General features: G+C 70.3%; 12 protein-coding genes. 11 read left to right on the forward strand and 1 reads right to left on the reverse strand.

Annotated elements, in window-relative coordinates; translation table 11 throughout:
- Positions 1 to 29 precede the first annotated feature (29 nt).
- The 4 genes from KY469_09335 to KY469_09350 all read left to right on the forward strand — a co-directional run bounded on the left by KY469_09335 (position 30) and on the right by KY469_09350 (position 5,300).
- Positions 30 to 3,380: a cell wall-binding repeat-containing protein gene (locus KY469_09335; protein ID MBW3663287.1), complete on the forward strand. Its 3,351-nt coding sequence runs from the start codon at positions 30 to 32 to the stop codon at positions 3,378 to 3,380.
- 79 nt (positions 3,381 to 3,459) lie between these two features.
- Complete coding sequence (locus KY469_09340; protein MBW3663288.1) at positions 3,460 to 3,624, forward strand: hypothetical protein; 165 nt, start codon at positions 3,460 to 3,462, stop codon at positions 3,622 to 3,624.
- Between the two features lie 108 nt (positions 3,625 to 3,732).
- On the forward strand, positions 3,733 to 4,227 hold the full coding sequence (locus tag KY469_09345) for a SigE family RNA polymerase sigma factor (protein MBW3663289.1): 495 nt from the start codon (positions 3,733 to 3,735) through the stop codon (positions 4,225 to 4,227).
- A complete protein-coding gene (locus tag KY469_09350) occupies positions 4,224 to 5,300 on the forward strand; it encodes a hypothetical protein (GenBank protein ID MBW3663290.1) in 1,077 nt (358 codons plus the stop codon). Before KY469_09345 ends, KY469_09350 begins: the two co-directional genes overlap by 4 nt.
- A gap of 57 nt (positions 5,301 to 5,357) precedes the next feature.
- On the opposite strand, the gene KY469_09355 is transcribed toward KY469_09350, so the two are convergent.
- Positions 5,358 to 6,158 carry a class I SAM-dependent methyltransferase gene (locus KY469_09355; protein MBW3663291.1) on the reverse strand — a complete coding sequence of 267 codons (801 nt, stop codon included), beginning with the start codon at positions 6,156 to 6,158 and terminating at the stop codon, positions 5,358 to 5,360.
- Positions 6,159 to 6,390: 232 nt separating this feature from the next.
- On the opposite strand from KY469_09355, the gene dnaK reads away from it, so the two are divergent.
- The 7 genes from dnaK (at position 6,391) to KY469_09390 (ending at position 15,480) form a co-directional block, all read left to right on the forward strand.
- A complete protein-coding gene (gene dnaK, locus KY469_09360; protein ID MBW3663292.1) occupies positions 6,391 to 8,244 on the forward strand; it encodes a molecular chaperone DnaK in 1,854 nt (617 codons plus the stop codon).
- A 53-nt stretch (positions 8,245 to 8,297) separates the two neighbouring features.
- The gene (locus tag KY469_09365; protein MBW3663293.1) at positions 8,298 to 8,744 is read left to right on the forward strand and encodes an Hsp20/alpha crystallin family protein; all 447 of its coding nucleotides are present in this window, start codon (positions 8,298 to 8,300) and stop codon (positions 8,742 to 8,744) included.
- Between the two features lie 58 nt (positions 8,745 to 8,802).
- Positions 8,803 to 9,459, forward strand: coding sequence for a nucleotide exchange factor GrpE (locus tag KY469_09370; GenBank protein MBW3663294.1), 657 nt, complete (start codon positions 8,803 to 8,805; stop codon positions 9,457 to 9,459).
- An 81-nt stretch (positions 9,460 to 9,540) separates the two neighbouring features.
- Entirely contained in the window at positions 9,541 to 10,668 is a 1,128-nt protein-coding gene (gene dnaJ / locus KY469_09375; GenBank protein MBW3663295.1) for a molecular chaperone DnaJ, read from the forward strand.
- 65 nt (positions 10,669 to 10,733) lie between these two features.
- Positions 10,734 to 11,096, forward strand: coding sequence for a MerR family transcriptional regulator (locus KY469_09380; protein ID MBW3663296.1), 363 nt, complete (start codon positions 10,734 to 10,736; stop codon positions 11,094 to 11,096).
- A 23-nt stretch (positions 11,097 to 11,119) separates the two neighbouring features.
- The gene (gene clpB, locus KY469_09385; GenBank protein MBW3663297.1) at positions 11,120 to 13,738 is read left to right on the forward strand and encodes an ATP-dependent chaperone ClpB; all 2,619 of its coding nucleotides are present in this window, start codon (positions 11,120 to 11,122) and stop codon (positions 13,736 to 13,738) included.
- A 59-nt stretch (positions 13,739 to 13,797) separates the two neighbouring features.
- Positions 13,798 to 15,480, forward strand: coding sequence for an aryl-sulfate sulfotransferase (locus tag KY469_09390; protein ID MBW3663298.1), 1,683 nt, complete (start codon positions 13,798 to 13,800; stop codon positions 15,478 to 15,480).
- Positions 15,481 to 15,580 lie beyond the last annotated feature (100 nt).

The following is a 15,580-nucleotide window of genomic DNA, read 5'->3' on the forward strand; positions in this document are numbered from 1 at the left end:
AGGGGGGAGCCCACAGGAGTGCCACGATCATGTCCCACGTGCAGAGCCGAGCCGCCTGGACTCTCGTCCTGGCCGTGGCGCTGCTGCTCGCGTTCCTCCCGACGACGAGCGCAGCGCTCCCGGTGCTCGGCGCACCGCCCCAGCCCCACATCGAGCCTCCGCCGCGGCACACGGCCGTCCGTCCCGGTGCGGACCACGGCCGTATCGAGATCAGCGGGACCGCCGACCCCAACGCCACGATCGAGACGGCGTACATCGTCATCGTCGATGAGAACGGCGTCCTCGCTCGCCGCGACGCCACCGATCGCGTCCTCAACGTCGGTGGTGTCCTCAGCGGCAACTACACGCTCGGCCCGCTCGACGAGGACCAGCAGAGCGCCACTTCGCTGTACCTCGAGGTCACCACGCGCGCGGGCTCGGCGGCGCCCGAGACGGGCAGGTCCAACTCGATCCCTATCGACATCACCAAGCCGTTCATCACGACCTGGCGCTTGGTCTCCACCGACCGCATCGAGATCACGTTCAGCGAGCCCGTCGAGGGCCCCAACCAGCCCTCCGACTGGGCCATCGGACCCAGCGGCGAGCGCGTCTGCCCGTTCGAATCGTCTCGGCCAGCCGCGGTCACCGGTACGGACGCGCGCCGGACCCTGACGCTGGCCGTCCCGGTTGGTGAGGACGCGACCCCGCACGTCTGTTACAACTCCGACGTCGAGGCCTACCACGACGGGGCGTTCAACCTCGTCAGCGGGGATTCCGACTTCGCCGACGACGCCATCCCGCCACGCGCCCCGCGCTTCACCCACATCGATGGCAAGCCTCTCGACAGCAACGGACGCGTGCGGTCGAACGAGCCGACCCCGGACGTGACGCTCGACACGGTGACGCAGGGCCACACCGTCCACATCTACCTCAACGACGGCAGTCCCGGCTACGAGCCGGAGCATGACCCCGAGGTCGGCGAGGCGGTGGTGACGGGTTCCGGCGGACAGGTGCTCGTGGAGAACGTGGGCGGGAAACTGCCTGACCGCCGGCTTCCCGAGGGTCACAACCGGTTCTTCGCGCGTGCCGAGGACCCGTCCGGCAACCTGACCGAACTGGCGGACATCCGCACTGCCGTGTACGAGCTCGACTCGATCGCGCCGACGGCGCTGGCTGCGGCGGCCACCGCCGAGCGGGTCTTCGTCTCGTTCAGCGAACCGCTGTTCGGCCCCAACGACGTTTCGCGCTGGTGCGTGTCCACCGGTGCACCGATCACGGACGTGCGTGGAAGCGACGGCAGCGCTCTCCGCGAGGTCGTCGTCGCGGGACTGACCGAGGGCGACACCATCTCGTACGATCGCTGCGGTGGATCCCCCGATCCGTCCACGCGCTACACGGACGCCGTCGGCAACCGTCTGGTGCCGTTCACGATCCCTGTGACCGGTGGTCCCGTCGTGCTCATCGACGACGTCAGCGTGAGCGAGGGTGACCAGGGAGACTTCCCGGTCGCCGAGTTCCGCCTGTCGATCAGCGAGCCACCCGCCGACCATGCTTCGGTCACCTACGCGACGTTCCCGGGTTCGGCGGAAGCCGACGAGGACTACTACTCGCTGGCAGGGAGTGTCGAGTTCCCGCAGGGCGAGACCGAGGATCGCACCGTCAGCGTGCCGATCAAAGGTGATGTGCTCGACGAGTTCGACGAGACCTTCGGGGTCGTCATCGAGTCCAAGGATGAGCACGCGAACGTTCTCCCGGGCGCGGATCGCGGCACCGGCACCATCCTCGACGACGATCCCCTGGCAGCGGTGTCCGTGGGAGACGTGGACGTGGCCGAGGGCGGCTCCGCCCCGATCGAGGTGCGCCTGGACCGCCCGAGCGGCAAGGACGTGACCGTCGGCTGGCGTTCCCGCTCTGCATCTGCGACGGACGGCCTCGACTTCACGGCTGCAACTGGGGCCGTCACGATCCCGGCCGGCGCGACGAGTGCGGAGGTGTTGGTAGAGGCGCTCGAGGACACGATGCACGAGGACGACGAAGCCTTCCACCTCGTCCTCGGCAACCCGGTCAACGCCACCATCGGGGACGCCACCGGACGCGTGACGATCCTGGACGACGACGCGCCTCCGCTGCTGCGGCTCTCGGACGCCGATGCCGTCGAGCGCGACACCACGCTGACGCAAGCCCGCCCCGTAGCGACGCTCTCTGCCATCAGCGGACGCGATGTCGCCTTCGACTGGCTCGACGTGCAAGAGACGGCGACGCGAGGTACCGACTACCGAGCAGCGCCCAGACGGGTCGTCATCCCCGCTGGCTCGACCAGTGCCGCGGTGAGCATCGACGTGCTCCCCGACACCCTCGTCGAACAGGACGAGACGCTGCGCGTCGAGCTGTCCTCGGTGTCCGGTGCCGAGGTGGTCGATGGCGTCGCCACCGTGACGATCCTCGACAACGACGGGCCCACCGACAGCGACCGCAACGGGGGCCGCGACCGCACCGAGACCTCCGTCGAGGTCTCCCGCGACACCTTCCCAGGGACCACCGACAACGTCGTCATCGCACGCGCCGACGCGTACCCCGACGCGCTCGCCGGTGGCCCGCTCGCCGTGGAGCTGTTGGCGCCGATCCTGCTGACGCCGGGCGACGCGTTGCACCAGGCCGTCCGTCAGGAGATCCAGCGGCTCGATGCGCGCACCGCGTACCTGCTCGGCGGCGACGAGGCCGTCTCCCCCGCCATCGCGGCGGAGCTGCAGCGCATGGGCCTCGACGTGGTCCGCATCGGCGGCGAGAACCGCTTCGAGACCGCCGCCCTCATCGCGGCCGAGCTGGGCGGCGCCGACGCGTTCGTGACCGAGGGCATCAACGTCGATCCCAACCGTGGCTGGCCCGACGCGGTGGCGGTTAGCGCCCTCGCGGCGCACCTGCGCGTCCCGATCCTCCTCACCCGTGCCGGTGACCTCCCCGTCGAGACCGCGACCGCCATCGATGCGCTCGGTGTCGGCGAGGTCACGGTCGTGGGTGGACCCGTGGCGGTGTCCGAGGCGGTGGAGGCGCAGCTGCGACAGCTGGGCACCAGCACCGAGCGACTCGCCGGCGACACCCGCTACGGCACGTCGCGGGCGGTCGCGGACCGCTCGGTCGAGGTCGGCATGGAGCCCCGTGCCGTGTGGTTCGCGACCGGCCGCAACTGGCCCGACTCGCTCGCCGCGGGGCCGGCCGTGGTCCAGCAGAGGCACGGCGTGCTGGTCCTCATCGACGGGCTGAACGGGTTCGGGACCGCTCCCGAGATCGGCGAGTTCCTCGACGTGCACGCCGAGAACATCCTGCGCATCGTGCTCGTGGGCGGCGAGGCGGCAATCAGCGACGAGGTCGCCGAATCGATCCTGCTGCGCATCGACCGCTGATCGCGCCGCTCGGCTGCACGGAAGGTCGAGATAGGTTGGTGGCAGCGAGTGCGAGCCACTCGAGCCACTGGAGGTAGAGGTGGACAGCTGGCAGGTCGTCATCCTGGTCTTCTTCGTGCTGCTCCCGCTCGTGCTGATGATCGACTTCTGGGGTGACGAGCGCCTGAGCTTCCGCGGTCGGCCGATCGCGCGGCCCTGGATCCGCCAGATCGAGCACGCCGACCCCTCCGACGAGCACCATTAGATCGGAAGGTCGAGCCGGTACCTCGGCTCAACCCTCCAACCTCGGGTGCAACAGCCGCGCCACTCGGCGCGTCACTGGGGTGCGACCCGACGGAGGGGAAGCCCCAACGTGATGTCCTCGCTCTCGACGACCGCCGGCTCGGCCCGGGCTGCGGACGCCTGGCCTCCCGGTTTCGTGGCGCTGTACCACGACCGTTACGGCGACATGGTCCGGCTCGCCCGTCTCATCGTGAGCCGCAACGACGTCGCTGAGGAGCTCGTACAGGACTGCTACCTGAAGATCGCCGGGCGTTGGGACGACATCGAGGTGCACGGGGCGTACCTGCGACGTGCCGTCGCCAACGCGGGGCGGTCCTACCTCCGGCGTCACGGGCGGCTCCGCCCACTGACCGCGGCGGCCGAGCCCGTGACCGGACCGCCCGAGTACCACGATGTCTGGCGCGAGCTGGATCGGCTCAGCCCACGGCGTCGCGTCGCCGTGGTGCTGCGCTACTACGAGGACCTCGACGACGCCGAGATCGGCCGGATCCTCGGCTGCAAGCCCGCCACGGTCCGCTCGCTCGTCCACCGTGCCCTGAAGCAACTCGAGGAGGTGCTGGCATGACCCGCGTCGAGGATCGACTCCGTGCCACGCTCGAGGAACACGCCGCAGCGACCAGGATGTCCGAGGACGCGCTCGAGGTGATGGAGCGCCGTCACGCCCGCCGTCGCCTCGCGCGGTGGCCGCTCGCGCTCGGCCTCGCCGCCGTCAGCGTCGCCGCGGTCGCCGGGGCCGCCATCCTCACCGCCCCGACCGAGCAGGCCGGCCCGGACCCTGCTGCCAACCCGCCGCGTGACCCACGGCCCGTCGACGCCCCGGTCGCCGCGGAACCCACCGCCCTCCCCGCGGTCCAGCCGAACTGGGACGAGCTGACGCTGCACGAGGCGGTGGACCACCTCATCGCCCTGAACGAGGCCCGCCCCGCCCCCGCCCCGCTGGTCCCGGGCCAGGAGCGGGTCGTCCTCACCGTCGGCGCAGCGCTGCACACCACCGTGGGGCCCGCTGGTACCCATACCGTCCGCTACCTGGCACAGGAGCAGATCCGGGTCGCGGCCGACGGCAGCATGCGCTACGCCGAGCGCGTCCTCGCCGAGGACGTCCCGGTCACGGCCACGCTCGACGAACTCCGGGCGATCGTCGCGGATGCCGACGACACCCCGCCCTTCCCCGAGCCCACCCCTCTGGAGCCGATCGACGACCCCGCCCTGGACGAGGCGGAGGCGCTATCGCACGGCAGCGCAGCGCCAGCACCAGGACGCACCGAGCGCCCCGACCAGTCCTACGCGTTCATGCGGATGCTCGACGCGTTCCGCTACACGCTGGTCCCGTCGCCGGAGCACACCATCCGGGCGTTGCGGATCATCCGCGGGCTGGACGACGCGATCGTGGACTACCGCGGGACGTTCGAGGACCTGATCGGCCGCGAGGTGGTGGCCTTCGCCGGCTTCGACCACGCCAACGACGCCTGGATGGTGGCGCTCTTCGACCCCGAGACGGGTGCGTTCGTCGGCGAGTTCGATGAGTTCACCCAGCCGCTCGAGGGCATGGAGGGAGTCGAACCGCCGGTCGTCGGGAGCATCGGGGCGCTCGTCAGCGAGACCATCGAACCCCCCGCCTCCTCCGAGGAGCACGACTGAGCCCACCGAGGGTGTGTGGTTTGACGCGGTACCCCGCACCAAACACACATCGTCGGGTCAGGTGGGGATGTGGCCGACGGCGAGGAGGTAGGCCTGGGTCGCGGCGTAGCTGCCATCGTCCGCCTCGTTGGCCGCGGCGAGCTCCTCGACCATGTCGTCGAAGGCGTCGTTCCACGCCCCGCTCGGCTCGAGCACCTCGCGGGCCGCGATGAGGGGACCGGAGTTCTCGAGCAGGAACGCGGCGTAGACGTCCAGTGACGGGAAGTTGAACCGGATGCGTCCGGGGTGGAAGCCCCAGCTCATGGCGGCGTCGGCGAAGCGCTCCTCGACGTAGGCCTCCTCGCCCCACCGTTCGGCCCGGGTCCAGCCTCCAGGTGGTTCGGGTAGGCGTGCGCGCACGACGTCGAAGGCCCTGCCGACGGGGGCGTCTGGGCGCCAGGCGGTGAAGGCGATGGCTCCCCCCGGTCGGCACACGCGCACCACCTCGTGCGCGACCGCGTCGTGGTCGGGGGCGAAGATCATGGCGAAGCTCGACACGACCCGGTCGAAGCGGTCGTCCTCGTAGGGCAGCTCGGCGGCGTCAGCCAGCTCCCAGGCCACGGTCACCCCGCCCTCCGCGGCGCGGCGGCGACCCTCGTCGAACCAGGCATCGGTGATGTCCACGGCGGTGACGTCGGCGCCCCGCCGCGCGCAGGCCACCGCGACGTTGCCCGAGCCCGTCCCCACGTCGAGCACGGCCATCTCGGGACCCACACGAGCGAGGTCGGCGAGGTGGTGGGCGGCGTCGGCGAGGCGCTTGCCGATCTCGACGTAGTTGCCCAGCGACCAGGTACGCCGCGCTGCTTCGCGTCGGTCCACCGCTCCGCCTCCCGAGGTCGCGCCTGCCGCCCCCAGCCTAGGCCTCATCCACTGGCAGTGCCGGGGGTGCTGCGGAAGGACCACATCGAGACATTCTGAGCGTATTAAGCTCAGATCTACTGAGCATAAGAGGCGCAGTGGACTTGCGCGGCGCGCTGGGACGCGTATCCTGCGTGGCGACCAAGGAACCGGTACACCGACCCCCCAGACCGAACCGCGAGGAGCAGCAACCATGGCCAAGGCCGTCGGCATCGACCTCGGTACGACCAACTCGGTCGTCTCGACCCTCGAAGGTGGCGAGTCCACCGTCATCCCCAACGCGGAGGGCAGCCGCACGACCCCGTCGGTGGTGGCGTTCGGCAAGGGCGGTGAGGTCCTGGTCGGCGAGGTCGCCAAGCGCCAGGCTGTCACCAACGCCGAGCGGACCATCCGGTCGGTGAAGCGCCACATGGGCACCGACTGGAAGACCGACATCGAGGGCAAGCACTACACCGCGCAGGAGATCTCCGCGCGCATCTTGATGAAGCTCAAGCGCGACGCCGAGAGCTACCTCGGTGACGAGGTCGTCCAGGCGGTCATCACCGTCCCGGCGTACTTCGATGACGCCCAGCGTCAGGCCACCAAGGAGGCGGGCGAGATCGCCGGCCTCGAGGTGCTGCGTCTGGTCGCCGAGCCGACCGCGGCGGCGCTGGCGTACGGGCTCGACAAGGAGGATGACCAGACCATCCTCGTGTTCGACCTCGGCGGCGGGACCTTCGACGTCTCGGTGCTCGAGATCAGCGAGGGCGTGTTCGAGGTCAAGTCCACCTCCGGGGACAGCCACCTCGGCGGTGACGACTGGGACCAGGCGGTCATCGACTGGCTCGTCAAGACCTTCAAGGACAACCACGGGCCCGACCTGTCGAAGGACAACATGGCCCTGCAGCGACTCAAGGAAGCGGCGGAGAAGGCCAAGATCGAGCTGAGCCAGGCACAGGAGACCTCGATCAACCTGCCCTTCATCACCGCGACCGACCAGGGTCCACTGCACCTCGAGCAGACCCTGTCGCGCGCCAAGTTCATCGAGCTGACCGCGCACCTGCTCGACAAGCTCCGCGGCCCGTTCAACCAGGCCATCAAGGACGCCGGCGGTAACGTCGGCCAGATCGACCACGTCATCCTCGTCGGCGGCTCCACCCGGATGCCCGCCGTCAAGGACCTCGTCAAGGAGCTGACCGGCGGCAAGGAGCCCCACCAGGGCGTCAACCCCGACGAGGTGGTGGCGGTCGGGGCGGCGCTGCAGGCCGGGGTGCTCAAGGGCGAGGTCAAGGACGTCCTGCTGCTCGACGTGACGCCACTGTCCCTCGGCATCGAGACCAAGGGCGGCATCGCTCACAAGCTGATCGAGCGCAACACCACCATCCCCACCAAGCGGTCCGAGACCTTCACGACCGCCGACGACAACCAGCCGTCGGTCGAGATCCACGTCACCCAGGGCGAGCGCGAGATGGTCAGCGACAACAAGTCGCTCGGCAAGTTCATGCTGACCGACATCCCGCCCGCGCCTCGCGGCATCCCGCAGATCGAGGTCACGTTCGACATCGATGCCAACGGCATCGTGCACGTCAACGCCAAGGACCTCGGCACGGCCAAGGAGCAGTCGATGACCATCACCGGCGGCTCGGCACTGCCCAAGGAGAACATCGAGCAGATGATCAAGGACGCCGAGGCGCACGCGGAGGAGGACCGCAAGCGGCGCGAGGCCGCCGAGGTCAGGAACCAAGCCGACGCCCTGGCGTACCAGACCGGCAAGAGCCTCAAGGACCACGGTGACAAGCTCGAGGCGGCCCAGAAGGCCGAGGTCGAGCAGGCGCTCACCGAGCTCCGCGAGGCGCTGAAGGGCGACGACACCGACGCCATCAAGGCCAAGATGGAGTCGCTCGCGACCAAGTCCCAGGCGCTGGCCCAGGCGATCTACGCCGCGACCGGCGACCAGGGTGGAGCCGCCGCTGATGCTGCCGCCGGCGGCGAGACGGCTGGCTCCTCCGACGAGGTCATCGACGCCGAGGTCGTCGACGAAGGCGACGACCAGGAAGCGGCGTCGTGACGACCGTGAGAGTCACAACCCGAGCCGATACGCACCGAGGAGGTGTTCGCACGATGGCAACCGATATGTCACGTTGGACCGGCCGGGAGCTGGCGGGCCTCCAGGACGAGGTCGGCCGCATGTTCAGCCAGGTGTTCGGCTCGTCCGACGCGCCGGTGACGTCCGCCGGCGCGTGGAGCCCGGCCCTCGACGTCGAGGAGACCGACGCGGAGTTCATCCTCCACGTCGAGCTCCCGGGCATGTCGCCCGATGACGTCGAGATCTCGATCGAGGAGAGCGTGCTCACCATCACCGGTGAGCGGCGCTTCTACGACGACCGCAGCGAGGAGGGCTTCCGCCGGGTCGAGCGGCGCTACGGCCGCTTCCACCGCGCCGTGCGGCTGCCCGACCGTGTCAAGGCCGACGAGATCGACGCGAGCTACCGCGACGGCCTCGTCACGATCACGGTGCCCAAGGCCCCTGAGGCCCGACCGCGACGGATCAAGGTGACCCACGCCTGACAACCGCACAGGGGGCCGGCACCGCGCCGGCCCCCTTCTCGCCGGACCGGAGAGGACCATGGAGGAGCACACCCACCACGACGCCCCGGCGGACCCCGAGGTCCCCGCGGGCACCGAGGTCCCGGAGGCGGCCGACGAGACCACCCGCGAGGCGATCGACGACACCGCGGCTCGCGCGTCAGCGGCGGAGACCATCGCCGCTGACTCGACCGACAGCTCCGACGACAGCGGCGGCTCCGTGGACCAGGCGCAGAACGTGGCCGACCCGCTCGCCGCCATCACGGCCGAGCGCGACGAGTACCTGGCCGATCTGCAACGCGTCCAGGCCGAGTTCGACAACTTCCGCAAACGCGTCATGCGCGAGGGCACCGCACAGCGCACCGCAGGCGTCGCCGAGGTCGTGACCAAGCTGCTGGACGTGCTCGACGACTTCGACATGGCGGTGCTGTCGGTCGACAAGACCGACGACGTCGCGTCGCTGCACAAGGGACTCGAGCTGGTCTACAGCAAGCTCATCGCCACGATCCGCTCGCTCGGCGTCGTGCGCGTCGACGACACCGGCGTGCCCTTCGACCCCGAGCGTCACGAGGCGGTGGCTTCGGTCGAGGCCGCTGGCGAGCCCCACGACGAGCCGCTCGTGGTCGACGTGCTCCGCCCCGGCTACCTGCTCGGTGAGCGGGTGCTGCGCGCCGCCATGGTCAAGGTCGAGAAGTAGTGCTCAAGCAGCGGAAGCGGTAGCACGACTCGGTAGTGCTCAAGCAGCGGAAGCGGTAGCACGACTCAGTAAGGAGGACGCGTGGCATCCCAGGACTGGCTCGACAAGGACTTCTACGCCGTGCTCGGCGTGAGCCAGGACGCCTCGGCTGCCGAGATCAAGAAGGCCTACCGCAAGCTCGCCCAGCAGCTGCACCCCGACGCCAACAAGGACCCCGACGCCGAGGAGCGGTTCAAGGCGGTCAACGAGGCCTACGCCGTGCTCGGCGACGACGACAAGCGCAAGGAGTACGACGAGCTGCGTCGACTCGGAGCCATGCACGGAGGCTTCGGGGCGGGCTACGGCGGTGCAGCGGGTTTCGACGGTGACCTCGGCGATCTGCTCCGAGGGTTCTTCGGCACCGGCGGCGGTAGCGGCGGCGGCGGGTTCGGTCCGGGCATGGGCGCCCGCCGCCGCACCGCCCGCAAGGGCGCCGACCTCCGGGCGGACGTGCACCTCACGTTCGAGGAGGCCCTCAAGGGCGTCCGCACGACGCTGCGGGTGACCGGCGACGGCATCTGCGAGCGCTGCAACGGCACCGGGGCCAAGCCCGGCAGCCAGCCCCGTCGCTGTCCGGAGTGCGGGGGCTCGGGTGGCATCGCGGTCAACCAGGGCCCGTTCTCGATCGCGCAGCCCTGCCCCACCTGCAACGGCGGCGGCACCGTCGTCGACGAGCCCTGCGAGGTCTGCGGCGGGTCGGGTCGGGACGTCAAGCCCCGCGAGCTGTCGGTCCGCATCCCGGCCGGCGTCAAGGACGGCGCCGTGATCCGGCTGCAGGGCCGGGGCGCGCCCGGCGCGTTCGGGGCGCCCGCCGGGGACGTGCTGGTCCGCGTCCACGTCGCGTCGCATCCCGTGTTCGGCCGCAAGGGCGACGACGTCACCGTCGAGGTGCCGATCACCTACTCGGAGGCGGCCCTCGGCACCAAGCTGCGGGTTCCCGACCCCGAGGGCGGGGCCACCACCATCAAGATCCCAGCGGGGACCGCCACGGGACGCACGTTCCGCCTCCGTGGCAAGGGCGCCCCGACCCGCGCCGGAGGACGGGGAGACCTGCTCGCCACCGTCCGGGTCGAGGTCCCGTCCAAGCTGTCGAAGGCCCAGCGCGATCTGATCCAGCAGCTCGGCGAGCACGACGACACCTCCGCGCGCGACGAGCGGATGGGGGTGTGAGGTGAACCGTGGACGAGCGTGACGAACCGGTCTACGTGATCTCCGTCGCGGCGGAGCTCGCCGACATGCACCCGCAGACCCTGCGCGGGTACGAGCGCAAGGGCCTGATCGACCCGGCACGGACCGAGGGCAACACGCGCCGCTACAGCCGCCGCGACGTCGATCGGCTGCGGTTGATCCAGCACCTGACCCAGGAGGAGGGCCTCAACCTCGCCGGGGTGCGGATGGTGCTGCAGATGGCGGAGGAGCTCGAGTCGGGCCGGCGCCGCATCGCTGAACTCGAGCGCATGATCCAGGAGCTGTACCGCCGTCTCCAGGACGATGTCGAGGCGGCCCACCGTAGCCACCGCTACGAACTCGTCCCCGTCGCCGGAACCGACGTCCAACCCCACCGCGTCCCGCGTCGCCAGGGGCGCCGACCGACCTAAGACCGACCTGAGGAGGATCCACCGTGGACTTCGACCGGTTCACGCTGAAGAGCCAGGAGGCCATCCAGAGCGCCGCCGAGCTCGCCGGCGCGCGCCACCATACGGAGGCGGGCCCCGGCCACCTGCTCGAGGCCCTGCTCGGCCAGCCCGACGGCGTCGTCCTGCCGCTGGTGCAGCGGCTGGGTGTGACCCCCACCCAGCTCCGCAGCAAGCTCAGCGCCGTCCTCGAGGGGCTTCCAGCGGCCTACGGCGCCTCGCCCGAGGTGACGATCGGCTCCAACCTGATCGCGGTGCTGAAGCAGGCCCAGAAGGAGGCCGAGCAGCTCAACGACGATTACGGCTCCACCGAGCACCTGCTCATCGGGCTCGCCGAATCGGGTGGCCCGGTCGGCAAGCTCCTGCAGGACGCGGGGGTCTCGCGCTCGTCCGTGCTCGGCGTGCTCAAGGACGTTCGCGGCACCCAGCGGGTGACCAGCCAGTCCCCCGAGTCGACCTACGAGGCGCTCGAGAAGTACGCCCGGGACCTGACCGAACAGGCACGCGAGGGCAAGCTCGATCCCGTCATCGGACGCGACGACGAGATCCGCCGCATCATCCAGGTGCTCGTCCGCCGCACCAAGAACAACCCCGTCCTCATCGGCGAGCCCGGCGTCGGCAAGACCGCGATCGTCGAGGGGCTCGCGCGCCGCATCGTCGAGGGCGACGTGCCCAACCTGCTCAAGGACAAGCGCGTCGTGAACCTCGACCTCGGGGCGCTGATCGCGGGGTCGAAGTACCGCGGCGAGTTCGAGGAGCGCCTCAAGGCGGTCCTCAGCGAGATCGAGGCCAGCGAGGGCCAGATCATCACGTTCATCGACGAGCTGCACACGGTCGTGGGCGCGGGCAAGGCCGAGGGCGCGATGGACGCCGGCAACATGCTCAAGCCGATGCTCGCGCGGGGCGTGCTGCGCATGATCGGCGCGACCACGCTCGACGAGTACCGCCAGATCGAGAAGGACGCGGCCCTCGAGCGCCGCTTCCAGCCGGTCCACGTGGCCGAGCCGTCGGCGGCGGACACCATCGGGATCCTCCGTGGTCTCAAGGAGCGCTACGAGGTCCACCACGGTGTCCGCATCACCGACGACGCGATCATCGCCGCGGCGACGCTGTCGGACCGCTACATCACCGCGCGGTTCCTGCCCGACAAGGCGATCGATCTGCTCGACGAGGCGGCTGCGCGGCTGCGCATCGCGATCGACTCGATGCCGCCCGAGATCGACGAGGTCGACCGGCGCGTCCGCCAGCTCGAGATCGAGCGTGCGGCGCTGGCCAAGGAGGAGAGCGACGCGGGGCGGTCCCGCCTCGCCGACCTCGACCGCGAGCTGGCCGAGTTGCGGGAGCAACTCGATGCCATGAAGACCTCGTGGCAGCAGGAGAAGGACGCCATCACGACGCTGCAGAACGTCAAGGAGGAGCTCGAGCGCACGCGTGAGCAGGCCGCCATCGCCGAGCGTGACGGCGACCTCGAGAAGGCCGCCGAGCTGCGCTACAGCAAGGTCGTCGAGCTCGAGAAGCAGCTCGAGGTGGCGCAGACGCGCATCGAGGTGCAGCACGCCGAGGGCGGCTCGCTACTGCAGGAGGAGGTCACCGAGGAGGAGATCGCCGAGGTGGTCAGCAAGTGGACCGGTGTGCCGGTCAGCAAGCTGATGCAGTCCGAGGCGATGAAGCTGGTCGACCTCGAGGAGCAGCTCCACCGTCGCGTCGTCGGACAGCACGAGGCGGTCGAGGCGGTCGCCAACGCGGTGCGCCGCTCCCGCGCCGGCATCAGTGACGAGAACCGCCCGCAGGGCTCGTTCCTGTTCCTAGGTCCCACCGGGGTTGGCAAGACCGAACTCGCCCGCGCGCTGGCGGAGTTCCTGTTCGACGACGAGCGGGCGATGATCCGCATCGACATGGGCGAGTACCAGGAGAAGCACACGGTGGCTCGCCTCATCGGGGCACCACCCGGCTACGTCGGTTACGAGGAGGGCGGCCAGCTCACCGAGCCCGTCCGGCGACGGCCGTACACGGTCGTGCTCCTCGACGAGGTCGAGAAGGCGCACCCGGACGTGTTCAACGTCCTGCTGCAGGTGCTCGACGACGGCCGCCTCACCGACGGCCAGGGTCACACGGTCGATTTCCGCAACGCCGTGCTGATCATGACCAGCAACCTCGGCAGCCAGCACATCCTCGATCCGTCCCTGAGCGACGAGGCCCTGCGCGAGCGCGTCATGGCCGAGGTGCGCGGTCACTTCCGCCCCGAGTTCCTCAACCGCATCGACGAGGTCGAGATCTTCCACCGCCTCACTCGCGAGGACCTGACCCGCATCGTCGACATCCAGCTCGACCGGCTGCGCCGCCGCCTCGCCGGTCGCGACCTCACGCTCGAGGTGACCGACGCGGCCAAGGTGTGGCTCGGTGACCGCGGGTTCGATCCGGTCTACGGGGCGCGGCCGCTGAAGCGGGTGATCCGCCAGGTGCTCGAGGACGAGCTCGCACGGTTGCTCCTCGCGGGCAAGATCAGCGATGGTCAGCTCGCGCGGGTCGAGGTCGATCCCGACGGGGAAGGGCTGGTCCTGCTCGGCGAGAGCCGCGACGGGGACCGTACGGACGGAGCGGACTGACGGCGGGGCGCGGTGGCGTCGCGACCCTGCCGGGGCGCGACACGTCCCAGGAGGGCCCCGTGCCCAGCCCCCGCACGTACACCGCCGTCGCCGCGCTCGTCGCCGCAGGAGCGGTCGCCATCACGACCACGACCGTGCTCGACCGCGACGATGCCGCGATCGTCGTGCGGGTCGCGGTCGACGCTGACCCGGACAACCCGCTCATCGGGGAGGTGACGCTCGCGCTCGACGAGCCCGCGGCCGCTGCCCTGCTCGTCCACGCACCGGACGGGATCGGCTGGCGGGTCACGAGCGAGCGCCCCGCCGACGACGTGAGCTTCCCGCTCCTCGGCCTGCGTCCGGACACGACCTACCAGCTCATCGCCGTCATCGGGGAAGAAAGGACTGACCTCGGCGAGTTCGCGACCGGGTCGCTGCCCGAGCACCTGCCGCCGATGCAGGCCGCGGTCAGCGAGCCTGGCGGCATGGAGCCGGGGCTGACGCTGTTCAACCTGATGTACGAGCCGCCCGAGGGCGAGGACGGGATCGACGACCGTGGTTTCCTCGTCGCCGTCGACGAGGCCGGCGAGATCGTCTGGTACTTCCAGCAGGAGCAGGCGATCGAGGACGTCCGTCGCACCGAGGACGGGTCGCTGCTGTTCATCCACGACGAGACCGGTGTCCGCGACATCGCCCCGACCGGCGAGCTGATCGGCGAGTGGAGCGGCGCCACGGCCCTCGACGTGGCGACCGAGGACGAATCGGGGCGCCCCGTCACGACCGAGGACGTCATCCGGGTCGAGACCGACCAGATGCACCACGAGGTCGTCGAGCTCGACAGCGGCAACCTGCTCACGCTGTCCCGCGAGCTGCGCGAGATCGAGTTCCCCGAGCCGATCTGCGACGAGGCCGAGGTGCCCTTCGACGGCACCTACGACGTCGTCGGTGACACCGTCGTGGAGTTCGAGCCCGATACGGGCGCGATCGTGAGCGAGGTGTCGATGTTCGACCTCATCGACCCGCTCGAGATCCTCGACCGCGTCGTCGTGCCGGAGTGGTGCGGCCCCTACCTGGAGCGGCGCTACCCCGACCAGTGGCCGGTCCACGACTGGACCCACGCCAACGCGGTCGTGCTCGACGAGGAGCGCAACGCCCTCCTCGTGTCGAACCGTCACACCGACACGGTCGATGCCATCCGCTACGAGGACGACGAGGACGGCCCCGCCGGCGAGCTGCTGTGGCGCCTCGGCGAGGCCGGCGACTTCACCCTCCAGGAGGGCGGCGAGTGGTTCTACCACCAGCACGCCCCGCAGGTCCTGCCCGACGGCTCGATCCTGATCTACGACAACGGCAACCGTCGCGTCGGCACCGACCTCGAGGATCCCGAGCGGCTGCCGTACTCGCGCGCGGTGATCTACGAGCTCGACGAGGAGGCGATGACCGCGCGTCAGGTGTGGGAGCACAAGCTGCCGCCGACCGAGGACGGCGAGCCCATCTACGCCCCGTTCGTGGGCGACGCCGACGCGCAGCCGGGGGGCACGGTCCTGATCACGCACGGCGGTCTCGTCCACCCGCCGTCGCACGCCCCGCTCATCTCGTGGGCGCGGATCGTCGAGGTCGAGCGCGACTCGGGCGAGCTGGTGTTCGACCTCACCATCCGCGAGGTCCCCGACGGGCCCGGCTGGGCGGTCTACCGCGCCGAGCGCATCCCGACCCTGTACCCCGACGGCTACACCGTCGAGCCCCTCGACGCCCGCGCCTAGCACCCCCCTAGCCTCCGTGGAGACCTGTGCTCGTATGTGAGCACGATCCTCCACGGAGGCAAGGGCCCGCGTGGAGGCCAAAGGCCCGCGTGGAGGCACG

This window comes from Actinomycetota bacterium (assembly GCA_019347575.1).
Lineage (GTDB): Bacteria > Actinomycetota > Nitriliruptoria > Nitriliruptorales > Nitriliruptoraceae > JAHWKY01.